Source organism: Pseudoclavibacter sp. VKM Ac-2867, assembly GCF_015351275.1.
Classification (GTDB): Bacteria; Actinomycetota; Actinomycetes; order Actinomycetales; family Microbacteriaceae; genus Pseudoclavibacter.
This window is the reverse complement of record NZ_JADKSL010000033.1, coordinates 1-25,389: the sequence shown is the minus strand read 5'-3', so window position 1 is coordinate 25,389 and position 25,389 is coordinate 1. Positions and strand designations below refer to the sequence as shown.

The 25,389-nt window shown below is 68.4% G+C and carries 21 protein-coding genes; 8 read left to right on the top strand and 13 right to left on the bottom strand.

Going from position 1 to position 25,389, the window contains the following annotated elements:
- Positions 1–48: 48 nt before the first annotated feature.
- The 3 genes from ITJ67_RS18970 to ITJ67_RS18960 form a co-directional block, all read right to left on the bottom strand.
- On the bottom strand, positions 49–1,233 hold the full coding sequence (locus ITJ67_RS18970) for a hypothetical protein (RefSeq protein WP_194678682.1): 1,185 nt from the start codon (positions 1,231–1,233) through the stop codon (positions 49–51).
- Between the two features lie 102 nt (positions 1,234–1,335).
- The gene (locus ITJ67_RS18965; RefSeq protein WP_160073824.1) at positions 1,336–1,863 is read right to left on the bottom strand and encodes a hypothetical protein; all 528 of its coding nucleotides are present in this window, start codon (positions 1,861–1,863) and stop codon (positions 1,336–1,338) included.
- A 266-nt stretch (positions 1,864–2,129) separates the two neighbouring features.
- Positions 2,130–4,301, bottom strand: coding sequence for an ATP-dependent Clp protease ATP-binding subunit (locus ITJ67_RS18960; protein WP_160073822.1), 2,172 nt, complete (start codon positions 4,299–4,301; stop codon positions 2,130–2,132).
- A 188-nt stretch (positions 4,302–4,489) separates the two neighbouring features.
- Here ITJ67_RS18960 and ITJ67_RS18955 point away from each other — a divergent pair, with 188 nt between their 5' ends.
- Entirely contained in the window at positions 4,490–5,041 is a 552-nt protein-coding gene (locus tag ITJ67_RS18955) for a methylated-DNA--[protein]-cysteine S-methyltransferase (protein ID WP_194678681.1), read from the top strand.
- A 3-nt stretch (positions 5,042–5,044) separates the two neighbouring features.
- Here ITJ67_RS18955 and ITJ67_RS18950 read toward each other — a convergent pair whose 3' ends face one another.
- The gene (locus ITJ67_RS18950) at positions 5,045–6,142 is read right to left on the bottom strand and encodes a substrate-binding domain-containing protein (protein WP_323741506.1); all 1,098 of its coding nucleotides are present in this window, start codon (positions 6,140–6,142) and stop codon (positions 5,045–5,047) included.
- A 171-nt stretch (positions 6,143–6,313) separates the two neighbouring features.
- On the opposite strand from ITJ67_RS18950, the gene ITJ67_RS18945 reads away from it, so the two are divergent.
- Both ITJ67_RS18945 and ITJ67_RS18940 read left to right on the top strand, forming a co-directional pair.
- Positions 6,314–11,776 (top strand): chitinase N-terminal domain-containing protein, encoded by a 5,463-nt coding sequence (locus ITJ67_RS18945; RefSeq protein WP_194678679.1) that lies wholly within the window; start codon positions 6,314–6,316, stop codon positions 11,774–11,776.
- 189 nt (positions 11,777–11,965) lie between these two features.
- Entirely contained in the window at positions 11,966–12,820 is an 855-nt protein-coding gene (locus tag ITJ67_RS18940; protein WP_194678678.1) for a hypothetical protein, read from the top strand.
- A 10-nt stretch (positions 12,821–12,830) separates the two neighbouring features.
- Here the strand turns inward: ITJ67_RS18940 and ITJ67_RS18935 are convergent, their stop codons facing one another.
- Positions 12,831–13,418 carry a TetR/AcrR family transcriptional regulator gene (locus ITJ67_RS18935; RefSeq protein WP_160073812.1) on the bottom strand — a complete coding sequence of 196 codons (588 nt, stop codon included), beginning with the start codon at positions 13,416–13,418 and terminating at the stop codon, positions 12,831–12,833.
- A 23-nt stretch (positions 13,419–13,441) separates the two neighbouring features.
- On the opposite strand from ITJ67_RS18935, the gene ITJ67_RS18930 reads away from it, so the two are divergent.
- A complete protein-coding gene (locus ITJ67_RS18930; RefSeq protein WP_194678677.1) occupies positions 13,442–14,716 on the top strand; it encodes an MFS transporter in 1,275 nt (424 codons plus the stop codon).
- On the opposite strand, the gene ITJ67_RS18925 is transcribed toward ITJ67_RS18930, so the two are convergent.
- Complete coding sequence (locus tag ITJ67_RS18925; RefSeq protein ID WP_194678676.1) at positions 14,652–15,602, bottom strand: hypothetical protein; 951 nt, start codon at positions 15,600–15,602, stop codon at positions 14,652–14,654. The genes ITJ67_RS18930 and ITJ67_RS18925 overlap by 65 nt on opposite strands.
- A 145-nt stretch (positions 15,603–15,747) precedes the next feature.
- Between ITJ67_RS18925 and ITJ67_RS18920 the strand changes: the two genes are divergently transcribed.
- Together ITJ67_RS18920 and ITJ67_RS18915 are read left to right on the top strand one after the other, a co-directional pair.
- A complete protein-coding gene (locus tag ITJ67_RS18920; protein WP_104239735.1) occupies positions 15,748–16,527 on the top strand; it encodes an L-threonylcarbamoyladenylate synthase in 780 nt (259 codons plus the stop codon).
- An 88-nt stretch (positions 16,528–16,615) separates the two neighbouring features.
- The gene (locus tag ITJ67_RS18915; RefSeq protein WP_194678675.1) at positions 16,616–17,953 is read left to right on the top strand and encodes a hypothetical protein; all 1,338 of its coding nucleotides are present in this window, start codon (positions 16,616–16,618) and stop codon (positions 17,951–17,953) included.
- Positions 17,954–17,972: 19 nt separating this feature from the next.
- Here the strand turns inward: ITJ67_RS18915 and ITJ67_RS18910 are convergent, their stop codons facing one another.
- The 6 genes from ITJ67_RS18910 to ITJ67_RS18885 all read right to left on the bottom strand — a co-directional run bounded on the left by ITJ67_RS18910 (position 17,973) and on the right by ITJ67_RS18885 (position 23,087).
- Positions 17,973–19,115 carry a zeta toxin family protein gene (locus ITJ67_RS18910; RefSeq protein ID WP_194678674.1) on the bottom strand — a complete coding sequence of 381 codons (1,143 nt, stop codon included), beginning with the start codon at positions 19,113–19,115 and terminating at the stop codon, positions 17,973–17,975.
- On the bottom strand, positions 19,115–19,375 hold the full coding sequence (locus ITJ67_RS18905; protein ID WP_194678672.1) for a hypothetical protein: 261 nt from the start codon (positions 19,373–19,375) through the stop codon (positions 19,115–19,117). Before ITJ67_RS18905 ends, ITJ67_RS18910 begins: the two co-directional genes overlap by 1 nt.
- Before the next feature lie 49 nt (positions 19,376–19,424).
- Positions 19,425–19,763 carry a hypothetical protein gene (locus ITJ67_RS18900; RefSeq protein WP_194678671.1) on the bottom strand — a complete coding sequence of 113 codons (339 nt, stop codon included), beginning with the start codon at positions 19,761–19,763 and terminating at the stop codon, positions 19,425–19,427.
- 131 nt (positions 19,764–19,894) lie between these two features.
- Positions 19,895–21,445 carry a maltokinase N-terminal cap-like domain-containing protein gene (locus ITJ67_RS18895; RefSeq protein WP_194678669.1) on the bottom strand — a complete coding sequence of 517 codons (1,551 nt, stop codon included), beginning with the start codon at positions 21,443–21,445 and terminating at the stop codon, positions 19,895–19,897.
- A 77-nt stretch (positions 21,446–21,522) separates the two neighbouring features.
- The gene (locus ITJ67_RS18890) at positions 21,523–22,644 is read right to left on the bottom strand and encodes a class I SAM-dependent methyltransferase (RefSeq protein WP_160073796.1); all 1,122 of its coding nucleotides are present in this window, start codon (positions 22,642–22,644) and stop codon (positions 21,523–21,525) included.
- A 2-nt stretch (positions 22,645–22,646) separates the two neighbouring features.
- Entirely contained in the window at positions 22,647–23,087 is a 441-nt protein-coding gene (locus tag ITJ67_RS18885; RefSeq protein ID WP_194678668.1) for a pyridoxamine 5'-phosphate oxidase family protein, read from the bottom strand.
- Between the two features lie 154 nt (positions 23,088–23,241).
- Between ITJ67_RS18885 and ITJ67_RS18880 the strand changes: the two genes are divergently transcribed.
- Entirely contained in the window at positions 23,242–23,490 is a 249-nt protein-coding gene (locus ITJ67_RS18880; RefSeq protein WP_104239727.1) for a DUF6458 family protein, read from the top strand.
- A 37-nt stretch (positions 23,491–23,527) separates the two neighbouring features.
- Here ITJ67_RS18880 and ITJ67_RS18875 read toward each other — a convergent pair whose 3' ends face one another.
- Complete coding sequence (locus tag ITJ67_RS18875; protein ID WP_194678667.1) at positions 23,528–24,904, bottom strand: NAD-dependent succinate-semialdehyde dehydrogenase; 1,377 nt, start codon at positions 24,902–24,904, stop codon at positions 23,528–23,530.
- Between the two features lie 128 nt (positions 24,905–25,032).
- On the opposite strand from ITJ67_RS18875, the gene ITJ67_RS18870 reads away from it, so the two are divergent.
- A partial coding sequence (locus ITJ67_RS18870) for an aldehyde dehydrogenase family protein (RefSeq protein WP_194678666.1) occupies positions 25,033–25,389 on the top strand: 357 nt, incomplete at its 3' end.

Genomic DNA, 25,389 nt, shown 5'->3' with positions numbered 1-25,389 from the left:
CGCGCGCTGCGCGCAGCGCGCAGCGCTGTGGGCGCGAGGGGTTCCGCGTCAGTCCGACCCGGGCGCGGGCTGGAGAGCCTCCGCGGCGGCCACGAGGTCGGGATGCCCCGCGAGTCCTCGGGCCCCGTGCATCGAGTACGTCGCCATCATGATCGCGACCGGCACGTGATCGCCGACGAGCATCAAGGGCTCCGCCCCCTCGAACTGCAGCACCAGCGACCGCTCACGCAACGACGGGTAGCTCGCGACGACCCCCGAATACCAGAACGACAGCCACCGTCCGCCCGCGAAGCAGATCAGTCGCTGGTTCGAGACCAGGACCCTCGCCGTCTGCCACTCTCGCCACTGCTCTGCGGCCTCTCGCTCAGCACTCGACCGGGCGGATGCGTTGCCGAGCGCGTTCACGGCAAGCCCCGCCGCGACGAAGGCCGGGCTGCCGAAGAAGAAGCCGGAGGTGGTGGAGTAGCTGACGTCTCGCCCGTAGTAGCGGGCGTAGGTCGCTGGCGCATCCTGGAAGAACACCTCGTTGGGCGAAGCGCGGAAGTCCCATACATCGACGGTCTGCGGGATGCGCTGCTCGAGCAGCTCATCTCGGAAGCGAAGCGCAGCCGTGAGCCGGTCGTGGGAGTAACGCTGCGCGTCGAGCTGCTCGCGCTCTCGGCTCGTGTACTTGCCGCGGCGGTGCCTGCTCTCGCGGCGATTCTCGGCGGCCCCTCGGAGTGCCGCGCGGCCAAGGCCGAAGAGGAGGAGGACCGCGAAGAGGATGCACGCCCAGAAGAGCAGTGAGAGGCCGAGTCCCGTGAAGGAGCGGCCGACCTCGTCGTCGGACGAGGGAGCTCCATCAACCCCGGAGAGCACCGGGGCGACGATGGCCGCGACGAGCGCGAACACGGCCCCGAGGACGAGCAGCGGCACGAGCCAGCACCCTCGCCGCTTCCACCGCTCGGCGTCGGCCCCATCGCCGTGCTTCCGCGCTGCCCAGCGTCGCTCGACGGCGTGCAGGAGGTCGACTCGGACGACGTACGTCGACAGGATCACCAGGGCGAGCAGCACGGCGGGAAGGAGCAGGAAGTACGCGAGCGTGGCGAAACCGAACGCGAGCCCGTCTGCCGACGGCGCCGCGTGGAGCCGTTCGAGCAATTGGGGTGCCGCACCGAGTCCGAATCCGACCAGGGCGACGAGCAGCCCAAGCCAGATGAAGCGACCTACCTGTGAGCCCCGTTTCGTCAGCATCCTGTCAACGTACGGCCGCCCACCGACGTTCGGCCAGGTCAGCTCTCCCCACTCGGTAGCAAAAGGGAAAGCAGCACCCGAGTCCGGATTCGAGGACGAGGCTCAGGCGGTGACGCTCACCTCGCCCGTCGCGGGCGCGTCGGCGACGACGCGCTTGCTGGCGCGGGCGCCGAGAGTCTCGCGGAACCACAGTGCGCCCGCGATCGCGAGGCAGACGATGAAGGCGCCGAGCGCACTCACGACGGGTACGAGCGCCTCGCTCGGCCCCGCCACGAACGGCATGAAGGCGACGACGAAGAACACGACGACGGCGATGGCCGGCGAGAAGAGCAGTGGCAGCGTCCAGGTCTTGAAGAGCGGCGTCTCGCGGAGCGCGATCCACCCGAATGTCGTCCCGACGGCGTAGACGGCGTAGGCGATGAGGCCGACGATGAACGCGAGGAGGACAAACGGCACGAGCGTGCCGAGGAAGAACTGGTAGGCGTCACGTCCGAACAGCACCATGACGTCTTCGCTCGCGACGGGCGTGGACGTGAGTCGGCGCACCGACAGGGCGATGACGCCGACGATGCCGAGCACGGCGACGACAGGCGCGGCGATGAGTGGCAGTATCCAGCGCAGGTGCTCCATGCCGCTCAAGATAAGCGTGGTTGCGGACCTGCGCGGCGAGCGACGCGCCCGAGTTACCCACCAGAGACCTCCCGGCTCCGCCTCCCTGCTGCCTCACCCCGGCGCTCCCCGCCGCTCTGCGCCGCTCCCCGGGCGTAGAAGAGTGAGCCAGATGCAGACTCCAGCGGACTGGAACCTGCATCTGGCTCACTCTTCTGGCAGTGAAACTGACGCTGATGCCAGCGCCAGCGCCAGCGCCAGACGCCCGACGCCAAGCGCCAAGCGCCCTACTCGATGGCCGCGGCGTGCGGCGTCGTGGACTGCACGTTCAGGGACTCGCCGTCGCTCGCCACGACGACGGAGATCGTGTCGCCGTCGCGGACCGTGCCCGCAAGGAGCGCCCTCGCGAGGCGGTCGTCGATCTCGCGCTGCATGAGTCGACGCAGCGGCCTGGCCCCGTAAATGGGGTCGTACCCGCGCTCGGCAAGCCAGGCCCTGGCGTCGTCGTCGACCTTGATCGTGAGGCGACGCTCGCCGAGCCTGCGCTGGAGCCGGTCGATGTACAGCGCCACGATCTGCGCCAGCTCATCCTGCGAGAGGGCGCTGAACACGACGATGTCGTCGAGTCGGTTCACGAACTCCGGCTTGAACGAGTGTCGGACGGCCGCCATGACGCTCTCCTCCCGGTCCTCAGGGGTGAGGAGCGGGTCGATGAGGTACTGGGAGCCGAGGTTCGAGGTGAGGATCAGGATGACGTTGCGGAAGTCGACCGTGCGCCCCTGGCCGTCGGTGAGACGCCCGTCGTCGAGCACCTGCAAGAGGATGTCGAAGACCTCGGGATGCGCTTTCTCGACCTCGTCGAACAGCACAACCGAGTACGGCCTGCGCCTGACGGCCTCGGTGAGCTGCCCGCCCTGTTCATAGCCGACGTACCCGGGAGGGGCGCCGACGAGCCGGGCGACGGAGTGCTTCTCCCCGTACTCGGACATGTCGATGCGGATCATGGCTTTCTCATCGTCGAAGAGCAGCTCGGCGAGCGCTCGCGCGAGCTCCGTCTTCCCGACTCCGGTGGGGCCAAGGAAGAGGAAGGACCCCGTAGGGCGGTCGGGGTCTGCGATGCCCGCGCGCGTGCGGCGGATCGCATCCGCGACCGTCGCCGCCGCCTTCTGCTGCCCGACGAGTCGCTTGCCGAGTTCGGCCTCGAGGTGGAGGAGTTTCTCCATCTCGCCCTGCAGCAGCCTGCCGACGGGGATGCCGGTCCATGCGGCCACTACCCCCGCGATGTCTTCGGCTGTGACGTGGTCGTTGACGAGCTTGGGCCCGCCGCCTTCCGTGGCCTCAGCCTCGTGCAGCTGCTTCTGGATGCCGGGGAGCTCCCCGTAGAGCAGCCGTGAGGCGAGCTCGAGGTTGCCCTCGCGCTGCGCTCGGTCGGCGCGCACGCGGATGTTGTCGAGTTCCTCTCGGAGCTCGCCGATTCGGTTGAGGGACGCCCGCTCGATGCTCCAGCGCTCCTTCAGCTCGCCGAGGCGCGCGTTCTTCGTGTCGAGGTCGGCGCGGAGTGTGGCGAGTCGCTGCCGAGAGGCGTCGTCGTGCTCCTTCTTGAGCGCGAGCTCCTCGAGGCGGAGACGGTCGACCTGTCGCTGAAGGGTGTCGACCTCCACCGGCGAGGAGTCGATCTCCATCCGCAGGCGCGAGGCCGCCTCGTCGATGAGGTCGATCGCCTTGTCCGGCAGCTTGCGGCCCGTGATGTAGCGGTTCGAGAGCGCGGCTGCGGCGACGAGCGCCTGGTCGGCGATCGACACCTTGTGGTGCGCTTCGTACCGTTCTTTCAGGCCGCGGAGGATGGCGATCGAGTCCTCGACGCTGGGCTCGCCGACGAACACCTGCTGGAAGCGTCGCTCGAGTGCCGCATCCGATTCGATGAACTGGCGGTACTCGTCGAGTGTTGTCGCGCCGATGAGGCGCAGCTCGCCACGAGCGAGCATGGGCTTCAGCATGTTCGCTGCCGAGATGCTCGACTCTCCGCCGCCAGCACCCATGAGGGTGTGGAGCTCGTCGATGAACGTGATGATGCGCCCGTCGGATTCGGTGATCTCCTTGAGGACGGCCTTGAGCCGCTCCTCGAAGTCGCCTCGGTACTTGGCGCCCGCGATGAGCGCCGACATGTCGAGGCTGACGAGCTCCTTGTCCTTGAGGGATTCGGCGACGTCGCCGGCGACGATGCGCTGGGCGAGGCCCTCGACGACCGAGGTCTTCCCGACGCCGGGCTCGCCGATGAGCACTGGGTTGTTCTTGGTGCGCCGGGTCAGCACCTGGCTGACGCGTCGGATCTCCGTGTCGCGGCCGATGACCGGGTCGAGCTTGCCCGAGCGGGCGATGTCGGTGAGGTTGATTCCGTACTGTTCGAGTGCGCTCTTGGCCTCTTCGTCTGGTGCCTGAGCGCCTTGCATGTTTGCCATGGGGCTCCTTCGTCAAAGTTGCTTCCGACTCTGATGGATGAAAAGTTGAGTCGATATGGCTCAAGTTTAAGTTCCGGAGCCCGCCATTACCACCCCGAGCTGGGTGACTCAGCCAACTCCCAGCGCAATTTCGACGCCTCCGCACCGCCTCTGACCAGGACTTCTCTCGACGTGGCAGAGTTCCTGTCATGCCAGAAGCACCCGGAGAGAGCCCACTTGACGCCGCCGGACTCCGCGTCGGCAGCGTCGAGCTGCTCGGCGAGCGGTTCTCGATCATCAAGGCCGGGTCGTCGGAGGCTGTGCGCGCCTCAGGATTCGGGAGCCCGAACTCGCTCGCCTACGCGGTCTTCGGCCGCCGATCCGAGCTCCTCGAGACGCAGGAGCTCGATGAAGCCGACGCCGCACTCGCCGCCGTCCGAGCCTTCGATGACGGCGACCCGTCGCTCCTCGAGGCCATCGACGTCCACCAGGACGGCACCGAGCTGCGCCGCGCCATGTGGAGGGCGGCCAGGCTCGTCGAACCCGGCACCCTCGCGAGTTACGGCGACGTCGCGACCATCGCCGGGCATCCGCGCGCCGCCCGCGCCGCCGCGAGCGCGTGCGGCGCCTGCCTCGTGGGCCTCTTCGTGCCCGTGCACCGCATCGTCCGCGCCAGCGGCAAGCTCGCGGGGCACGCCGACGACATCGCTGTCCGACAGGCGCTCATCGACCACGAACGGGCGATGGGGATGCGCGGCTGACGATCAGGAGAGCGCCGCGGTCGAGCTCCGCGCGTGCAGCACGGGGAGGACACGCGTGCGCTGCACCGGTCGACGGGGCCCTTCCTCGAGGCGCGACACCATCGTCTCGACGGCCAGCCGCCCGATGTGCTGCTTGGGAGGGCGCAGCGCCGTGATGGGCGGCTCGGCGTTCTGCGCCACCTCGTCGTCGTAGGCGATGACGGCAAGGTCGTCGGGGATCGACCAGCCGTGATCGCGGGCGTACTGCTGCACGAGCACCGCTTGAGGGTCGGAGTGGATGAGCAGGGCCGTCGCAGATGCCCGGCGACAATCGTCGAGCACTCGAGCGATGAACGCCTCCCTCGACTGCCCGTCCATGTCGTCGAGGTTCGCGTCGACGTCGACCACCGATTCGAGGCCGAGCTCCTTGACAGCACCGCTCCATCCCTGCCGGAGCTGCGCGGAGGTCGGGGAGCCGGTCGAGGTGAGGATGCCGACCCGGCGGTGCCCGAGCGATGCGAGATGGTCGGCGGCGAGGGAACCGCCGAAGACGTGGTCCGTGGTGACCCATTCGAGGCTCGTGAGCGCGGCGACGGAGGAGGCCTGGCGCTCAGCGAGCACGACCGGCACCGGGAGGGACTCCAGCCAGTGCAGCAGCGCCCGTCCGTCCGCACCGGCCGTCTCCGGTGCGGCGATGATGCCGTGCAGGCCGCCCGATTCGACGAGGGAGGAGATCTGCCTGCGCTGATCATCGACGGAGTAGCTGGCACCCCTGAGCACGAGCTGCACGCCGAGGTCAGTGGCCGCGGCCCGTGCGCCAACGATCACCTGCGGCCAGTAGTAACTCAGTGACGGGGTGACCATGCCGACCCTGAAGCGAATCGCGGTCGCCTGTGCGGCGACCGACGGCACCGAGGTATCCAGGCGACTCCGCAGCGTTGCGCCACCGTGGACTCGGGTGAGGAGACCGCGATCGGAGAGGTGCGTGATGTCGCGGCGGATCGTGAGCTCGGACACCTCGAGCTGCCGCGCGAGCGCGGCGACGCGGACGGACCCTGCCCGCCGCAGCTCGTTGAGGATCCGCTCTCGACGCAGGAGACCGAACGGCGGGATGTCGTCCACGGATCCGAGCGTACAGACATGTTCGCATCGCGTCGAGCTTGAACGGTTCTGTTCGTTTTGCTGGCCTTTTTGTCGACCCCGCTCCAAGATCAGCTCGGAAGCACACAGTCGTGCCCGCCGCGCACTCAACGAACGAGCCCGCGCGGACAGCGCACAGAACGGAGAGCGCACATGCCTCAGGACCATCGGCTCGGTCGAGTCACGAGCACGAGCAGGGTCCGCAGGCGGCGGATGAGTCTGGCGATCATCGCGGCCACGGCGGTGGCGATGATCGCACCGGTTCTCGTCGCCCCCACGTCAGCCCAAGCGGCGGGATCGGATCCTGTCTCGGTGACCGTGGACGGCGCAGACGTCGCGGCTGCCGCAGAGAACGTGAACGGCCTCACGTTCAAGGGCTTCGGCGTGCTCACCGCCAACTCGACGAGCGCTCTGCTCCTCGACTACAAGGCGCAGCATCCGGAGAAGTACTGGGAGCTGATCGAGACGCTGTTCGGGGGCGACCGCCCGATCATGAACACCATCAAGATCGAGATGGGCAACGACCGCAACACCTCCACCGGGCCGAACGCAGCCACGATGCGCTCTCGTGACGAGTACCCGAACGTGCAGCGCGAGCCAGGCTTCCAGCTCGCGGCCGACGCGCAGCTCGTCGCACACGGCGATGTGCACGTCAGCATCCTGCGCTGGAATCGACCAGCCTGGGCCACCACGCACGCCGCCCAGTACATCTGGTTCAAGAACACCGTGCTCGCCGCGTACCGCGAATACGGCATCATGGTCGACTCCATCAACCCAGACGCCAACGAGACGAGCAACCCCGAGGTCCAGCTCTACAAGGACTTCTCCGGCTGGCTCCGCGGCGACGACAAGGGCTACGAGAGCGCGAGTGCGGGCGACCCGAACAGCGGCTTCGCCTCGGATCAGGAACGGGACCTCTACCGATCCATCGAGACGGTCGCCGCCGACACGGTCGGGACTCCGCCGGTGTCCTTCGGCAACCAGATGACATCCCCGAGCGACTCCTCGCTGCGTGACGCCGTCGACATCGTGGGCTTCCACTACTCGAGCGCCGACGACAACGCCGGCAACCTCAAGAAGGTCGCCGAGGAGCTGGACAAGGAGGTCTGGAACTCGGAGGGCCAGTCCACGTTCTCCAACTCTGCCGACAGGCCGAACAACACCAACAGCGACGAGCGGGGCGGAACGGGCACCCAATTCGGTGGGCCGAACAGCGCACTCGAGATGGGCAACTGGGTCACGACCGGCTTCGACGAGTCCCGACGCACCCTCAACATCTTCCAGCCCGCGATCGGCTCGTTCTACGACGGGTTCCAGTACTCCTCCAAGGAGCTCGTGAGCGCGCGCGACCCGTGGTCGGGCTGGCTGTACTACGACGGTGGGCTGGCGATGATCGAGCAGTTCACCAAGTTCGCGAAGCTCGGCTGGGAGAACGACGACAACACCGCGGGAATCTGGCGGGCGATCCCGCAGGCATCCGACAGCGAGCTGGGGAAGGGCAATCCGCCGAGCGGTGCCCGCCTCGGTGGCGCATCCTTCACGACCCTGGCGGCGCCCGACGCCAGCGACTTCTCGACCGTCATCATCAACGACAGCAGCTTCACGAAGACGTACCGCATCACGGCCAAGGACATGGAGCTCGGGGCGGACCGCACGGCTGAGCTCTGGGAGACGCGCGCCGCGGATGACGGCCAGGCCTACAACGACAACTACCTCACCCCGATCGGCGAGATCTCGCCGGACGGAGACGGGCTCTACACCGTCGAGGTGAAGCCCTGGTCGTCGCTGACCCTCACCACCCTCGACCAGGCGACGGCGGCCGCCGACGGCACCCTCACACCCAGGGACGGCTACGCCAGCTCGCTGCCGACGTCCCCCGAATACACCGACCAGGACGGCGGCCGCGACGTTCTCGACACCGACCCGACCGGCACCCAGAACGGTGTCACCGATGACGAGGTCCTGTACGCCGACGACTTCGAGTACGCCGGCGCGGGCAACATCAGCGGCTATGACCCGGCCACCGGATCGCTGGTCGACTCCGGAGCGTCGTTCCTGGACAGCCGCGGCGCCAAGCAGAAGCCGAGCGGAACGCCAGCACTGCAGCCAGAAGACCAGGGCGTGACCCCGCGCTACACCAACGACACCAACGGCGCATTCGAATCGGTTGCCACAGCCGATGCGACCCATGGCCGCGTGCTCAGGCAGCAGGTGGGCCCTGGCATGGCCGGCGGCGCGTGGAACAGCGGCGACCCCAAGACGACGATCGGTGACGCCCGGTGGGCGAACTACACCGTCTCGACCGACGTGCTCTTCGAGGCAGAGGGAGCGCAGTACGCGACCATCGGCGCCAGAGAGCAGGGCGGCACGGCGAACGGGCAGAACGTCTCGGCAGCCGAGCTCAAGGTCGAGCCCACCGGCGCGTGGACCTTCAGCCGCTACGGCGCGACGCTCGCGAGCGGCACCGTGGCAGGCAACGCGGAAGTCGCGTTCAATGCTGGTGCCGGCGTCTGGAACAGCATCGCCGTGACCGTCGCCGGCGACACCTACACGGCCTCGATCAACGGCGTGCAGGTCGCGTCGCACACGGATGCCGCGCCGCAGTCCGCGGGGCGCATCCAACTCGGGTCCAGCTTCAACTTCGTGCAGTTCGACAACCTGCGGATCCAGACGCTGCCCGGATACACGCCCTACTACACGCAGATCATCGACGGGATGCACCAGAGCAGCTGGTCGAACACGTCGACCCCGGTTCTCGAGTTCGACGCCAGCTGGAGCCACGTCAACGGACAGGGCATGTTCGAGTGGCAGCGAACCGCATCCAAGAGCACGGCCAAGGGAGCCGCACTGAGCTACTCCTTCACCGGAACGGGCTTGGACATCATCGGCTCCAACCCCGGCACCGCGACGCTCGATGTCGAGGTGGACGGGATCCCCGTCGCGCTCGCAGCTCCAACCTGGAGCGCGGGCAGCGCCCGAACGACCTTCACGCTCCGCGGGCTCGAGAACGGCGCCCACACGGTGGTCATCAGGACTGCCAACGACAGCGCACTCAACGTCGACTCGGTCGCCACGATCAGTGCAGTCGCCGACTCCGCGCGCGTCGACACGGGAGCGCTCACCGAGGCCGTCTCCGCCGTCGCGCAGCTCGTCGAGGCAGACTACGGACCCCAGTCGTGGGCTCCGTTCGCTGCCGCACGGACGGCCGCGCAGACCGCGATCGCCGACCCGGTCGGGTACGGACTCGACGTCGAAGGCGCGACAGCGCTCGAACGGCGTCTCGCCTCCGCGGCAGATGCGCTCACACCCAAGGATGTGAGCGCCGACGTGACGGACCTCGGCTCCGTGGCCATCACGACCACCGAACGTGCCCTGCCCGGCACGCTCGTCCTCTCGGGCACCGAAGAAGACGTCATCTGGACAGCCGCATCGAACGCCAGCGCCACGACCACCGGCGAGCTTGCGAGCTTCGCCGCCAGCGGTCGAACCTCGGAGAAGACCGCAGCCGGCGTCTACCAGCGCTTCTCGGCGACGGTGCTCGTCGTGCCCGCCGATCTCGACTACTTCATCGACTCCGGCGCGAGTGGTTCGGGAGCAGGCTCCGCCCATGCGGCCGCGGCAGGCGTCTCGCCTGAGCTCCGCAACGAGACCGCCGACCAGAAGTGGGACGGCACCGCCGCGGGCAGCACGTGGGGGTACTCGACCGCAGCGACCACGCTCGCGAGCGGAACAGCCCAGGACTGGGGTTCCTCCTACATCGGCGCCGATTTCAACAAGCCGGTCACCTACCACCTGACCCTCCCCGCCGGTTCCTACAACGTCGTCGGGGTTCAGGCGCCCCGTGCGGGACTCACGACGAACCTCTCCGCGAAGCTCACGGCAAACGGCGAGACCGTCTCGAAGACGGCGACCTCGACAGGGTCGGCGACGCCGATCGCGCAGACGCTCACCCTCGATGAGGAAGCCGTCGTCGAGCTGGAGTTCGGCACCAACGGAACGAGCGGCTACAACGCACGACTCGCGCTCGTCTACGTGCAGACACTGCCCCGCGACCTCGGCGTGCAGGGTGTGCTCGACACCGACGATCCGCTCCCGAGCACGGTGAAGGTCGCCGACACCGAGCGTGCCGTCACGTGGGAGCCCGCAGCCCACGAACAGCCACGCACCGAATACGAGACGATCACGGCCAACGGACGCCTCGACGAAAGTGACGCACCGGTCGTCGCGCAGTTCGAGATCGTGCCACCCGGGCTGGTGTACTTCATCGACGCCGGAACGGACGGCGCCGCCTCGCCCCAGTACGCAGCGGTGTCAGCCGCCGTCGACGGATTGCGAAACGACAAGGTCGACCAGGTCTCCACATCCGCCACGCAATGGGGACACATCTCCGACGGCATGAAGCTGAAGACCGGGACCGATATCAAGGACAAGTACTCGACGGGGCTCTACCAGGACACAACCAAACTGAGCTACCGGCTTCCTCTCGAGGCGGGCACCTACACGCTGACCGGCGGCTTCACCGAGTGGTGGAACCTCAGCAGAACCATGTACCAGACCGTGTCGGTCAACGGCACGGAACTCGCGAAGGGGAGCATCCCCCTCTCCGGCTCAACGCCCAAGCTCTCCGCCAGCCTGACCTTCACGCTCTCGGAGGCGGCTACGGTCGACTACCTCGTGACCAACGAGGGCGCGGGCGGCGAGAAGCCGGTCATCTCCTGGCTGGCCGTCGCCGATGAGACGCTGCCGGGAACTCCGCAGAACGCCGTCGCGACGCAGGAGAGCGACACCTCCATCGCCGTCTCCTGGGACGACCTCGCCAACACCGGTGCGGGCTTCGCGGGCTACCGCGTCTACGAGGCAGGGGGATCGGAACCGGTGTGTGAAGCGACCGAGGCAAGCTGCACCGTCACCGGACTCGCTCCAGGTTCGACCCACTCCTACGAGGTGACCGGCATCAACGCCTCCGGAGAGAGCCCCCGCTCGGCGGCGACCACACCCGTGACGCTGCCGGAAGCCCCAACGGACGACGGCGCGACGACGGCACCGGGAAAGGGAGTGCTCTCCTCCAACGACGGCTGGAACACCGGTCTCCGTGACGGCGAGTTCCAGCTGACGATGAACCTGTGGTGGGGCGAGAACGGCTCCAGCTTCCGGCTCTACCAGGACGGCCAGCTGGTCAGCACGACACCGCTCAGCACGAACTCGCCTGCGGCACAGTCAGCCGTCGTCGACATCGCCGGCCTGGCGAACGGAACCTACGTCTTCACCGGCGAGCTGGTGAATTCGAAGGGAACGACCGCTACGGAGTCGCTCACGGTGACCGTGACGAACGCCTCCCCTGGCGCTCCGTCCCTCTCGTCAGACAACTGGGACGGCGACGGCACCTACACCGTCACCGCGAACCTCTGGTGGGGCACGAACGCCACCGCCTACCGCTTCCTCGAGAACGGGGTCGAGGTCGGCAGCGGCGAGCTCACCGCTGCGAGCCCCGCCGCCCAGAAGGCGACGCTGCAGGTCGAGGGCAAGGCGCCGGGGCAGTACGCCTACACGGTCGAGTTCATCAACGCCGCAGGCACCACCGTGAGCACGACCCACGAAGTCTCGGTCACGAAGTAGCTGCACGCGCTGAGCGGGCGCCGCGTCGAACACGAACGCGGCGCCCGCACAGCTGTGCCCGCTGGGCCCGCCGCCGAAGCGCTTGCCGAGGGCACCACCCAGTTACCGGCCACGCCCATTCGATAGCGTCGCCGTCGACCCAGAAGCCGGCAGCGCCTGCCGAAACGCGACGCGACAACGGGGGCCTCGATGCCGAAGAACCGCAACCGCAAGGGAGCACTCGCAGTCCTCGCGAGCATTCTCCTGCTCATCGGCGTCGTGACCACCGCTGCACTGCTCGGCCTCCCGACCGGCTGGGTGATCTTCATCGCCATCGCTGGTCTCCCGCTCGTCCTGGTGCTTGCCGCACTTTTCGGGCTTCGCTGGGGAGACGCCAGGATGGCCAAGGCTGGGCCCGGCGTCCTGACGGCCCTCGGCCCGGGAGAGATCCACGAAGTGGACATTGCTGAGACGTCCGTCACGAAACTCAGCTGGCGTGCCGCCGTGCAGCATCTCCCCGCCCAGCTGCCGCCGGCACGCATCCGCACCCTGGTGCTCGCGGGAATCGTCGGCGCAGTCGCGGGCGTGTGGTTGACCGTGATGCTCGCCGAGGCCCCCGAACCGTGGCAGACGACCCTCGGGGCAGCGCTCCTCGGTGTGACCGGTTCGCTGGCCCTCTGCCTCGCACTGCTCCTCGCCTGGCTGTTCATGGCTCACCGAGACACACCACTTGATCAGAGCGCGCGCAGGCTCCTGGAGCAATCGATCAACCCCGCGAACGATCGCATCCGCATCAACATCGCGAGGGTCGATGAGCTGCAGGAGGCGATAGATCGACGACGCATGGTCACCCCGCTGCTCCTGCCCATCGCAGCCGGCACGACGATAGCCTTCTTCACCGCTGCCGCCGCCGAGCTCGTCCTCTCGGGCGGCGAGCAGTTCCCCCGCCTGGCATCAGTCGCGTCACTGCCGATCCTGCTCTGGATGGGCCCCACGGTTCTCGGCAGAGTCGAGCAGATCGCCCTGGCATTGGAGAAGCTCCGCGCGTCCGACCAGGCCGGCTGAGTCCCAGCCGCTATGCCGAGTCGCGCCTCGAGCCAGGTTCGGCCGCGGCGGCCCGGATGAGGCCCGACGCCACCCGCCGTGCCGTGGCAGTCGAGTACCGCTCATCGCGCAGACGCATCGCGAGGTAGCCCGTGACGAGCAGCAGCACCTCCTCGGCGAGAGACGCTGGCTCGTCGAACGGGCTCGCGAGGTGCGTGAGCCGCGACCGCAGCGACTCGGTGTCCGTCTGCACCGCGGCGCGTACCTCGGCGGGGGCGTCAGCATACTCGGCGGAAGCCCCGAGGAAGGCGCACCATCGAGAGCCGAGCGGCTGCTGCCGGAACGCGTCCAGGGCATCGAAGACGGCGAGCAGCCGCTGCTCGTCGCCGCGATGCTCGGCGATCTCCGCATCCCACAGCTCTATCCAGGCACGGTGCCGACGTTCGAGAGCCGCCGCCACGAGGGCCTCCTTGCTGGCGTAGCCGCGATAGAGCGTGGCGGCAGAGACTCCTGCGCGGTCGATCACGGCGTCGATCGGCGTCGCGTGGATGCCTGCCGTGAAGAACAGCTCGTCCGCGGCATCGAGGAGCTTGGTCTCGGTGCTGGAGCGGATTGCCATGCCAACACTCTAGAGTCGTAAATATGAAACGATCGTTTTCGTTACGGGATCGCCGCCCACTCCTGCTGGTCACCTCGGGGACCGCCCTGATCGCCGCCACCTACGGACTCGTCCGCCTCGCCTACGGACTCTTCCTGCCCGACGTCCAGGCAGAGCTGTCCCTGAGCGCATCCACCGCCGGACTCATCTCGAGCGGCGCCTCCGCCGCCTACTGCGCTGCCGCGCTCGCCAGCTTCCTGCTGGCGGCCCGCGCACCACGCCTCTTCGCTGCCCTCGCGACCCTGACCGCCGCCGGCGGCGCGCTCGGCATGGCCCTCGCCGCCGACGGCACCGGCTTCGCGGTCGCAGCGATCCTCGCGTCGAGCGGAGCCGGCTTCGCGTCACCCGCGCTGGTCGAGCTGCTGCACAGGACTATCCAGAAGGAGGACGCGGGACGGATGCAGGGCGTCGTCAACGCGGGCACGGGCCCCGGCCTCGTCGCAGCCGGCCTCCTCGCGCTCGTCCTGCTGCCCGACTGGCGACTCGCCTGGACGCTCGCCGCGGGGGCCAGCATCGTGGCCGGCGGCCTGGTCATCGCCTCGACCTGGCGAGGCACCACCGCCACCACCACGCGACCGGATGCTGCGCCTCGCCTCGCCTCCGTTCCGCCGCGCTCCTGGTTTCGCCAGCACCTGCCCGTCATCGCCGCGGCGCTCCTCCTCGGAGCAGGCTCAGCCGCCGTCTGGACATTCGGGCGCACCGCGCTCGTCGGCGCGGGCGCGAGTCAGGAGCTCTCCGCGGGGGCCTGGATCGCGCTCGGCGTGGGAGGAGCAGCGGTCATCGCCTCAGCTGGCAGGCTCCAGAAGCTGAGCTCTCGACGGGCCTGGCTCATGACCAGCCTGCCCGTCGCCGCGGCGACGGTCCTGCTCGGCACGTCCGCGGGGGCCTGGCCACTCGCGTTCGCCGCCTGCATCGCCTTCGGCTGGGGGTACACGGCCGGCACCGGCGTGCTCATCTGGTGGACGACCCGACTCGATCCCACCCGCGCACCGGCAGGAACCGCGCTGCTGTTCGTCGTCCTCGTCCTCGGTCAGGCGCTCGGCTCGGCAGTTGTCGGGCAGGCCATCGAGCGCGTGGGCATCCCGGGCAGCTTCGTGGCATCCGCCCTGTTCGTCGTGGTCGGCGTCCTCGCCGCCTCGAAGAAGCCAGCGGGGGGCTCTCCGGGGCGCGCCTCGGACGCGCCTCCCACGCAGGTCAGTCGTACTGCAGACGCAGCCGCAGCCGCTCGCCGACCTCGAACTGCGCATCCACGAGCTTGAGCGGATCGAGCTGCAGGTCACGGAGGTCGATCGGGTCCTTGAGCTCCTCGCGGATCTGACTGCGGACCGCGAGCAGCAGCAGGCCGATGAGCGGATTGCGGCTCGTGAGGCGCGGGTTGATGAACTGGAGCTTCAGGTCGTCGCCGAGCTGCGCCTCCGTCGTGAACAGCAGGCTCGCGCGCAGGAAGCCCCGCCGGACCTTGCCGGACGCGTGCAGGTGCACGCCCCGAGGTCCGGCCTGCGTGAGCTCGAGGTCGACATCGGACAGGTGGATGCCCTGACTCTCCCCCGACTCCGTGACGATGGACACGAGCGCATCCACCACCTCCCGCTGCCTCGCGGAGATGTCGACCAGCAGCGTGTCGACGGGGAAGACCGTCGCGGCCTCACCACCCGCCGTGCCCTGCCTCAACGCCAGCGCCAGCTGGCTGCGATCGTCCTCCGCCCAGTCGACATGCACCCCGGCGGCAGTGATCGACGCCTCGACTTCGGCGCCCTGGATGCGAACCGGCAGCCCCCGCACTCGCACCTCGGCGACGCGGGCGTCGGTCCTCGCGACCTCGGTGCCGAACTCGGGGAGATCCGGGAGCGGCGGCGCCTCCTCGACCGTGGCGTCGAAGGTGACCTCGACGCCCGTGAGATCGATGTCGATGCCGAGGAGGTCACCGGCGAGCGGATGCGCGGTGACACGCGCCAGGTCAAGGCCGCGCACGTCCATGGTGTTGTCCGCGTCGAAGATCGGCGGCACCACCTCGCGTACGAAGCGCTCCAGCACTTGGGAGACCGCCTCAGGCGTCGTCGGCCGCGGGGCCGTTGCAATGACCAGCGCCTCGGGTCCGACCTCGGAGGATGCGTCGCCTTCTGGGCCCTGCTGAGGAGTCTCCATGCCCTCAACCCTACGGGCGAGCGGGTGCGCGACCCTGGCTGCGGGCCAACACCAAGTAGGATCGATCCTCGACGCGACCCAAGCGGACGCGACAGTTCACTCCGGCTCGACGAGCCCGAGCACCAATTTCGAGAGAAACGCAGCTATGGACAGCAAATTGATCGCGTGGAACGGCGACGTGCAGCCAGAAGCCGTCGAGATCCTCACGGGAGACGGCGGACTCGTCGTCGTCCCGACGAAGGTCGGCTACATCATCATGACCTCCGACAAGGAGGGACTCGAGCGGAAGTTCGAGGCGAAGGAGCGCAACCGCAACAAGCCTGGCGTCGTGCTGTGCGGCTCCCTCGAGCAGCTGCGCGAGCTCGCGCAGCTCACGCCGGAGATCGACGCGTTCTACGAGCGCCACTGGAACGACGACATCCTCCTCGGCTGCATCCTCCCGTGGAAGGAAGAGGCTGTCGCGGCCCTTCCCGACGACGGCACGAAGGAGCTCATGATGGACGGGCGCGGCACGAGCTGCTTCGTCATCAAGTTCGGCGTCCCCGGCGAGAAGCTCGCGAAGGAGCTGTACGAGAAGCACGGACGCTTCGCGTTCGCGAGTTCCGCGAACCCGTCTGGCAAGGGCAACCGTGGACTCGTCGAGGGCATCGGCGAGCGCATCCACGACCGCGCCGACCTCATCATCGAGGCGAACGACTACGTCGCATCCATTCAGCCTGAGGCCACCACGGAGACGCGCCACGAGCAGGGCGTCATGATCTCGATGGTCGACGCCGACGGCACGCTCATCCCCGAGCAGGGCGGCCAGCGTTCCATCTCGCCGGCTCCCGTCGTGATCCGCAAGGGCCTCGACATCAACCGCATCATGGCGATCCTCGCTGAGTCGTTCAACAGCTGGGACTTCCGCCAGGGCGAGTACTACTGATTCCGGCTCGCACCGGGGGCTGAGCGCCTCTTGTGCGTACGGCAGATTCACGACGTGATTTGTCGGACGGGCTCGCTACGCTTTCTGCGTGCGAGCCCGTTCTTCGTCTGCTGACCTTACCCGCCTCATCGCGTCGCGGCCCATCTCGCGTGGGCGCCTGCGTCGCGTGCTGAACGCGCCTCCCACGGCCGCGACGACGCGGGAGTGGTGGGGTGCGTTGTCGGAGGCCGAGCGTGCGCGTCTCCTGAAGCAGGTTCCGCTGCTGGTCGGCAACCTCGATGGCATCCCATGGTCGGTCCGTGTGCGGGCCAACCGGGAGTCGCTCGGGCGTGCGATCAGTGCGTTGGAGTCGGGTGCTTCCATCGAGCGTGCGCTTGGCAGTGCGAGTGCGTTCGCCGGTGGTGAGATCAAGAGCATTCTGGCGGATGCGAGCCGTGGGGAGCTGCGCGACCGCGAGCGGCTTGTGCACCAGCTGCGGGAGCTGCACGGGGGTCGTGGCTTCGTCGACCGCGGCGGGAAGCCGCGCTTCGTGCTCGCGTTCGATCCCGAGCGGGACTCGATCGTCGAGTACGTGGGGGCGGCGATCTCGGAGTCGGAGGACCCGTTCGCGTCGCCGTTCGCAGAGGGGGTCACATCGGTGGGGGTGTTCGTGCCAGGCAACGAGTCGCGGCTGCTCGACTTCGAGGGCAAGGCGCACACCATGTCGGAGCTCATCACGCTGGCGCCTGCGGGCACGGCCGGGCTCGTCGTGTGGCAGGGCGGGCGGTTCCCACGCGGCCCGTTGGCGTTGTCGGCGGCGATGGCGGATGGGCTTGCGCGCAAGCTGGGTGGGTTCGTGAACGCGATCCCGCGTGACGGGCGGGTGGAGCTGACGACGTTCGGGTTCAGTTTCGGCGGCGGCGTGACGGGGCGGGCGATGGCGCTCGGGATGCGGGTCGACCGGGTCGTGCACGTGTCGAGTGCTGGGCTGGGGCACGGCGTGGCGTCGCTCGACGATCTGCCCGTGACGGCTCGCGTGCCGCACTACTCGCTGCTCGCTCCCGTCGATCCTTCCGTCGGCCCGATCCTGGGCATCAACGTGCATCTGCCGTTCCTGGGGCGGGTCGGCCATTTCGGGCATGGCGTCGATCCGGCGCATGCGCCCGGGGTGGTTCGCTTGGAGACGGGGGTGCTCGGCGCGGCGCAGGGGAAGCGCGCTGCGGGGGCGGCCCTGTCGCTCGGTGACGTGCTGACGGGGCACTCGGCGGTTCTGGAGCAGTGGGGCACGACGGCGAAGCACAACATGGGGGCGGTTCTCATGGGTGGTGGCGCTGAAGTCGAGTTGGCGGCCGACGGTGGCGTGCTCGGCCGCATCGCGCAGCGTCTTGTCGTGCCGTATGTACCGTTCCTGCGGGTACGCGAACCGGAGCTGCGCAGCGTCGCCTGACCGGATGCCGTGCCGGAAGTCAGCGTTCGTAGCGTTCGTGCTGCGGGGGTGCCTGCTGCGTGCGTGCGCGGGTGGATGTGTGCGACGGGGATAGGTCGGCGAGTGGGCCGGTGGTGTGGCCGAGCGCTGTGGCGAGCTCGGTGGTGAGGCGCGGGGTCTGTGCGCGGTGCTCGACCGCGCCCGTTTGAGGGGGCCACTCGTTGTGACCGATGGCTTCTCGTGCTGCGCTGGTTCGGGCGCCGAGGGCCGCGAGTCTTGCCGATGCCTCCGCGTGGGCGGGGCTCTGCATGCTGTGGGCGCGGGCTGCAATGTGGGTTGCGTCGGTTCGGAGGTCGTCGATGGTGGCGAGCACGTCGCTGCCGAGGTCGGCTTGTTGGAGCACGAAGTTCGCGTCTCGGTCGAGTGTCGCGAGCCAGGTGTTCGCATCTCTCGGGGTGAGGCTGTGGAGGTTGCGTCCGGCGATGACGGCGGCTCGGGCGTCGGCGCCGTCGCGCGTGCCGGCTGTGCTCGCGGCCTTCGTGTCGATGTCGGCGGCGTGGAGGGTGCGGCCGGCGCGGTCGACGACGAGCACCCGGTCGACGTGCCCCTCGGCGATGACTCGTTCGAGCGACTTCGGCATCTGCTCGGCAGCGACGTCGTGGAACGCTTGTGGGGTCCACCTGCCGGCCCCTTGGTCGCGGACCTGTTCCGCGTAGCGCGAGAGCACGCCGAGCCGCGAGACCGCTTCGGGCACGGCAAGAGCGCGCACCTCGACGCGGTAGCCGGCATCGCGGAACTCCTTGGCTGTCGCGACAACGGCGTCCGGCTGTCGGAACGTCGTCTCGAACACCACGGATGCCTGACGTTCCCGCAGGTAGTCGCTCGACATGCGCGCCCACGCGCCAGCAGCCTGCGCCGTCACCTCCGGCATGCGAAGCGGGTCCTCCCGCATGACGCGGGCGAAATCAGGGTGGAACTGCCGAAAGTCGTCCCCCATCACGGCCATAGACCCCTCGTGGGCGCGCTCTGCTAATGCAACGGTTCGAGTCTTGCCAGCTCCCGGCTGGGCGGCAACCAGGATCAATGTCGGGTCCACGTTCCGCGGCGCGACTTCCAGCTTGTCCCGGATAGAGCGTTCGAAGATCTCGGTGAGGTCTCCACGGCCCAGCTCCGAGCGAAACATCAGAGCTCCTCGGCCCTGAAGCGAGCAACGAAGTCAGCTCGAGCGCTCTGCACCGCTCCGAGGGAGCTCGGATCCACGGCGCGAGACTCACGCCAGACCTGGTGGTTGAGGGCGAGCCACTTTTCCTTGTCGGCTTCGCTCTCGGCGAGGTGCCATCGCTCCATATACAGCCCACCGAGCCGGTTCGCGGCTTCGCGCATGGCGTCGTAGATCATCGGGTCGTAGTCGTCGATGGGCTCGTCGCTGGGCATGTCGGTCATGTTCGTCCTCTCGTGGTGCGTTTCTTGCAAGGCCCCATCACCGTCGCGCTCACCCGGCGCCCCGGAGTGCCCTGTCGCCGCCGCGCCCGCCGCCGACGATGCTCGCCTCTGCTCGGTGCCGCTCCAACAGTTCGTTCCGCTTCCGGACAACGCTCACGTTCGACTGGGCATCGACACCCGCGACCTCCTCGCGGAGTTCGGCGAGCTTTCCCAGCCACCGCCTGGACTCGAGGTCGCTGCGGGCACGCGCTGCTCGCGCGGCGTAGAACACGGCAAGCCTGCCGCCCGCATCCAGCAGCAGGTCGTACACCTCAGGTGAGTAGCCTCCCGCGCTCGGCACCCCTCGCGGGTCGCCGGGCGAACTGTCGAACGTCGTGGTGCGCGGCACGTGCATCCTCCCGATTGCGTACTCGCGAACCTACTCGCGGCGCGACGCCCGGAACAGTTGGGGAACATATCTGTGGAGAACGGCAGCTCCGCCTGCGCACCGCGGTCGACTCCGGCAGCCGGCAGTGCCCCCTAGGCGAGGATGCGCTGCACGGCACGCACGGGAATCCTGAGCCAGGCAGGCCGCTGAGATGCCTCGTAGATCACTTCGTACAGCGCCTTGTCGAGCTCGAAGACCCTGATGAGCGCGGCCGACTCCGCAGCGCTCAGCGGCAGCGGGCTCGACTGATCCCCCTGCGAGAACGAACCAGCCCCACCTCTCGCGCCGCGCGCATCGCTGGCATCGTGCGAGTCACGCGCCTGCCGGTGCGCGGCCCGGCCGTCGAGCGTGATCGCGCCCGTATGACGTCCGATTCGCTCTTCGCCACTCACGGCCGCCGCGTAGCCGTTGAGGAACGATTGACGCGCACGGGCGGCCCAGTCACCGGCGACATCCCGCCCAGTCGTCATCTCCAGCGACCCGGCGACGTAATCGAATGATCGAAGGATGCCCGCGATGTCACGCTGCGGGGCATCCGCCGTATTGCGCTGCTCGATGCTGCGCAGCGGCTCGCCCTCGAAGTCGAGGAACACCCAGCCGCTGCCCTCCACGGCAAGTACCTGACCCAAGTGCAGGTCGCCGTGCACCCGCTGCAGCGTTGGCCAGTGCATCTCGGCGGCGTGCGCGTAGACCTCCTCCGCCGCACCCCGCAGGCGCTCGAGGGCCGGGGCGACGGCGATGGCCGCATCCAGGCGCTGTCGCATGGCATCGACCTCGGCCTGCACCTTCGGGGCGCTCGCCTCGACGCTCGGCAGCACCTCGCGAAGTGTGCGGTGCACCTCCGCGGTCGCCTCGCCGAGCGTGTACGCGGCATCACCGAAGTCGTCGCCCGTCTCGGCGGCGCGCAGCGCCACCCGCCACGCATCCTCGACGCCGGGGAGGAACTCCTGCGCGAACACGAAGTTGCCGGAGGCGCGTCCGCTGCTCACGCGCGGGTCGGGCCAGTAGCCCGAAAGGTGGCCGATGGCGGGCGGCACACGCACGGAACCTGCCGCGGCGAGCGCCGACTGGAGTGTCACCTCCGGGTTCTCGCCATCGTGCAGCATGCGGAAGACCTTGAGGATGAGAGGCGCAGCGGCACTCCCATCTGGCATGCGCATCTCGCAGATGATCGACGAGTTCGACTGCTCGCCAGACAGCACCCGACTCGTCACGAAGCTGCCGAGCACCGCGCCGGGCATCGGCAGTCCGTACGCAGCGATATCCCTCCGCCCACCGGCCCCCGCCGCGTGCCCCTCGCGCTCGAGCAGCGCAAGGAGCGCCCGAGCGAACGCGATGTCGTGCGGACCATCGACGACGGCGCTCACACGTCCGACTGCGTTGCTGATCGACCCGATGTACCCGAGTGCGGGAACACGCGCATCCACCTCGCGGAGCACGATCGGCACCTGGTACACGACCGGGACGTCGCCGGAGGAATCGAGGATGCACGGCACCGTGACGAGATGCACCCCGGCCTCCCCGTTCGGGTTGGCGAGCACGTAGCTACCGAGGTGCGTGAGCTGCGGCGTCTGACCCTCACCGCCCGAGTACCAGCGCTGCTTCGGCATCCAGTCGCGAAGCATGTGGATGAGATCGGTCATTGCGCCTCCGGTTCAGTTCCCCAGCCTACCGACCGGATGCCCGCCCGGAGGCGCGAATCCGCCACTTTTCGTCCCGATCAGCCGCGCCTGCGACTGAGCACCACCGTGAACTTGGCACCGCGCGAGATCTGCGTGCTGGGGCCGACGATTCGCTCGAGCGCCGCACGGTGGGCCAGACCCGAGTTGAACACCGTGAGCATGCAGGCGCCGGGCCTCAGCATGCGCGCGGCCTGCTCGAACAGCGGATGCGCCATGTCCTCGACCACCTCGTGCCGGTCGTGGAACGGCGGGTTGAGGAGGAGCACGTCCACGGAACCGGTCTCGATGCTCGACCCCGCGTCTTCGCGGCGCACCTCGACCCTGTCTTCGACGCCCGCAATGCGCACCGTCTCGCGAGCGGAGGACACGGCAGCCCAGGATCGATCGCTCGCGATCACCTCGAGCTCCGGTCGCAGCCTCGCGACCGCGACGGCGAGCACGCCCGTGCCGCAGCCGAGGTCGACGGCGAGGCCCGCCTGCGGGAGCTCGTCCGCGGGAAGGTCCTGCAGGGCCGAGAGCAGCTCGCGCGTGCCTAGATCGAGGCGCGGGCCCGCGAACGCGCCACCGTGGCTCGCGATCGAGAAGCCCAGCTCATCTGAGCTCTGCACGATCGGATACGCCGACGCCGCGCCTCTCAGCTCCGGCTTCGGGGCGCTCGCGTGCAGCACCCTCGACTTCTGCCTGCCGAGGCTCGCCGTCACACTCTCGAACGAACGCTCGAGGGTCTCGTTCATTCCGCGGCTCATGTGCTTGATGCGTCCGCCAGCGACGATCCGCACCTCTGGATGCGCGTGCGCCGCGACGAGGCGCGCGATCTCATCGAGTTCCGCGAGCGACTTCGGCAGGCGCAGCAGCACGAGGCGAACGCCGTCGAACAGCCCCGGCTCCAAGCCGAAACGAACGGCCTTGAGCGAACGGAAGCTCGCCCGCACTGCATCGTCGCTCGCCCGCTCCTCCGAGACGGCGTCGTGGAAGGTGCGGACCGTGTCCAGGTCGAAGCGCTCCGCGGCCGCGACGGCCAGCGCACCCGTGGCGTCGCCGACAACCGCGAGCGGCGCATCCACCACACCCAGCTCGGCGGCTTCATCGAGGATGAGCCGGTCGACGGGGTCGGGCTCCGTGACACCGGAAGCGGCGGCACTCAACAGGGAATCCGGCATGCCTAGGCGATGGTGTCGATGAGGGGCTCGGCCTCTTCACCGGTGATGTAGCGACGGCCAGAGACCTCGGCGACCGTGATCGCCACGTACTCGTTCTTGGGTGCCGCGATGAGCGGGCGCACGCCGAGCTCCTCCGCCTTCTCGAGCTCCGCCTCGGTGCTCAGCACCCGGGCTCCCCCGCGTGCCACGAGGCTCGTCGCGAATCCGTCTCCCAGGGCGTCCGACTGGAACACGACCTCCTTGGCGATGGATGCCCCTGCGAGCTTGAAGCCGGGCGCCGACTTGAAGACGATCTCACCATCGCGCTCGCTGAACACGACGTTGATCGGATAGATCTCCACACGGCCGTTCACGGCGAACGCGATGCGACCGAACGTCGTCGCGCGCAGTAGAGCGCGGCTTTCCTCGTCGCTCAGGACGGTGATCAGTTGCTCGTCTTCCATGCGTCCATCATGGCCTGATCGACGCCCCGTCGCCTGACCGATTCTCGTCGCCGAGCACGAATCGACATCTGGGAGTCGAGATACGACGCGAGCGGTGCGAAACTTGAGGCATCCCCCGAGCGACGTCCGCTCGATCCGACACGGAGGTCATCCAATGGGCTACGGCAGCGGCATCGCACTCATCGTCATCGGCGCCATCCTGGCGTTTGCCATCAACATCGACCTCGACGGCTTCGTCGATCTCAAGACCATCGGCTACATCCTCATGGGTGCTGGCGTCGTCGTGTTCATCCTGAGCCTCGTCACGGCGCTGCGCCGCAAGCAGTCGACGTCGACGACCCGGAAGGTCATCGACCCCAACACGGGCCAGGAAGTCATCGAGCGCACGAACCGCAGCAACTGACCTGAACGGTCAGCGCTGAGCTCGGCACCCGCTGCGCTCAGGCGGAGACGAAGAACAGGCGCTTGTTGGCGAACTCGCCGATGCCGATGGGGCCCATCTCGCGTCCGAAGCCCGAGTTCTTGACCCCGCCGAACGGCAGCTCTGCCGCCTCCGCCGCGATCGTGTTGACGTGCGCCATGCCCACCTCGAGACGCTGCGCGATACGGGTCGCGCGCGCTTCGTCGGTCGAGAAGACCGAGCCACCGAGACCAAGCGCGCAGTCGTTCGCGAGATCGAGCGCCTCCTCGTCACTCGAAACTCGGTAGACCGTCGCGACGGGACCGAAGAGCTCGACGCCGTACGACTCGGAGTCGCGTGGGACACCGGTGAGCACGGCCGGCGAGTAGTGGGCTCCCGGGCCATCGGACAGCACTCCGCCGATCTCAAGCGTCGCGCCCTCCGCGACCGCCTTCTGCACCTGAGCATCGACGGTCTCGGCCGCCGTTCGGCTGGACATCGGCGCGAACTGGCCCTCGGCCATCTCGAGCTGGTCGCCGGGGACGAGTCCCGTCGCGAGCTTCTTCAGCTCCTCGACGAACTCGTCGTAGATGTCGTCCATGACGATGAGACGCTTGTTCGAGTTGCAGACCTGGCCCACGTTGTAGACGCGGAAGTCCCACGCCTGCTTCGCGACAGCCGCGACGTCATCCGAGTCGAGCACGATCATGGGGTCGATGCCGCCGAGCTCGAGCACGCACTTCTTCAGGTTCCGGCCCGCCTGCGCCCCGATGATCGCCCCAGCACGTTCGGAGCCCGTGAGCGAGATTCCCTGCACGCGGGAGTCGGCGATGAGCGTCGCGATCTGATCGTGCGACGCGAAGACGTTCTGGTAGCCGCCGACCGGGACGCCAGCCTGCTCCATGATCTCCTGGATGGTCAGGGCCGACCGCGCGCAGATGTCCGCGTGCTTGAGCAGGATGGTGTTGCCCAGCACGAGGTTCGGTGCCGCGAAGCGCGCCACCTGGTAGTAGGGGAAGTTCCACGGCATGACGCCGAGCAGGGTGCCGACCGGACGATGCTCGATGAACGCCTTGCCGGGGATGGTGCTTGGGATCTCGGCGTCGGTGATGAGGCTCGGGCCGTGCACGCCGTAGTAGTCGGTGATCGACGCAGCGAACTCGACCTCGTCGATCGACTCCTGCACGGACTTGCCCATCTCGACGGCGATGAGGTGGGCGAGCTCGTCCTTGCGCTCGAGGAAGATCTCGGCGACGCGTCGCACGACGGCGGCCCGCTCCTGCACGCTGCGCTCACGCCATTCCCGGTAGACGGTGTCGGCGCTCGTGACGGCCTGCTCGATCTCCGCATCCGTCGCGTCGTCGAACCTCTCGATGATCTCGCCGGTCGCGGGATTCTGCACTCGGTACTCGGACATTTCGCTCCTCGGTCGCACGGTTCGTCGGTGCCAGTCTGTCGCAAAACCCGATGCCAGTTTGGTCGAATACCGGCACGCGGCTCTACAAAGCCGCCATTCGAACGTCGGTGGCCGTCCGTAGGCTGACCATGCTTTCAGCCCGAACCAGCCCGCACCCCGAGGAGTATCACGTGGACTCTGCCCTTCCCACGATCCAGCACTGGATCGATGGCGCCCCCTCGACCTCGACGCCTGCGCGCACCTCGCCCGTCTTCAACCCCGCCCTTGGCGTCGCCACCAAGCAGGTCGCGCTCGCCGAGCAGGCGGAGATCGACGCGGCGGTAGCGGCGGCGAAGGCGGCGTTCCCTGCGTGGTCGAACGCCTCCGTCGCGAAGCGCCAAGGGGTGCTGTTCCGCTTCCGTGAGCTGCTGAACGAGCGGAAGCTCGAGCTCGCGCGCATCATCACCTCCGAGCACGGCAAGGTCGTCTCCGACGCCGCCGGCGAG

Coding starts and splice junctions, on each gene's coding strand:
- ITJ67_RS18945 (WP_194678679.1), top strand. CDS start 6,314: ATGCCTCAGGACCATCGGCTCGGTCGAGTCACGAGCACGAGCAGGGTC.
- ITJ67_RS18925 (WP_194678676.1), bottom strand. CDS start 15,602: ATGGAGACTCCTCAGCAGGGCCCAGAAGGCGACGCATCCTCCGAGGTC.
- ITJ67_RS18895 (WP_194678669.1), bottom strand. CDS start 21,445: ATGACCGATCTCATCCACATGCTTCGCGACTGGATGCCGAAGCAGCGC.
- ITJ67_RS18970 (WP_194678682.1), bottom strand. CDS start 1,233: ATGCTGACGAAACGGGGCTCACAGGTAGGTCGCTTCATCTGGCTTGGG.
- ITJ67_RS18920 (WP_104239735.1), top strand. CDS start 15,748: ATGGACAGCAAATTGATCGCGTGGAACGGCGACGTGCAGCCAGAAGCC.
- ITJ67_RS18885 (WP_194678668.1), bottom strand. CDS start 23,087: ATGGAAGACGAGCAACTGATCACCGTCCTGAGCGACGAGGAAAGCCGC.
- ITJ67_RS18875 (WP_194678667.1), bottom strand. CDS start 24,904: ATGTCCGAGTACCGAGTGCAGAATCCCGCGACCGGCGAGATCATCGAG.
- ITJ67_RS18965 (WP_160073824.1), bottom strand. CDS start 1,863: ATGGAGCACCTGCGCTGGATACTGCCACTCATCGCCGCGCCTGTCGTC.
- ITJ67_RS18960 (WP_160073822.1), bottom strand. CDS start 4,301: ATGGCAAACATGCAAGGCGCTCAGGCACCAGACGAAGAGGCCAAGAGC.
- ITJ67_RS18880 (WP_104239727.1), top strand. CDS start 23,242: ATGGGCTACGGCAGCGGCATCGCACTCATCGTCATCGGCGCCATCCTG.
- ITJ67_RS18905 (WP_194678672.1), bottom strand. CDS start 19,375: ATGACCGACATGCCCAGCGACGAGCCCATCGACGACTACGACCCGATG.
- ITJ67_RS18940 (WP_194678678.1), top strand. CDS start 11,966: ATGCCGAAGAACCGCAACCGCAAGGGAGCACTCGCAGTCCTCGCGAGC.
- ITJ67_RS18955 (WP_194678681.1), top strand. CDS start 4,490: ATGCCAGAAGCACCCGGAGAGAGCCCACTTGACGCCGCCGGACTCCGC.
- ITJ67_RS18910 (WP_194678674.1), bottom strand. CDS start 19,115: ATGTTTCGCTCGGAGCTGGGCCGTGGAGACCTCACCGAGATCTTCGAA.
- ITJ67_RS18935 (WP_160073812.1), bottom strand. CDS start 13,418: ATGGCAATCCGCTCCAGCACCGAGACCAAGCTCCTCGATGCCGCGGAC.
- ITJ67_RS18890 (WP_160073796.1), bottom strand. CDS start 22,644: ATGCCGGATTCCCTGTTGAGTGCCGCCGCTTCCGGTGTCACGGAGCCC.
- ITJ67_RS18930 (WP_194678677.1), top strand. CDS start 13,442: ATGAAACGATCGTTTTCGTTACGGGATCGCCGCCCACTCCTGCTGGTC.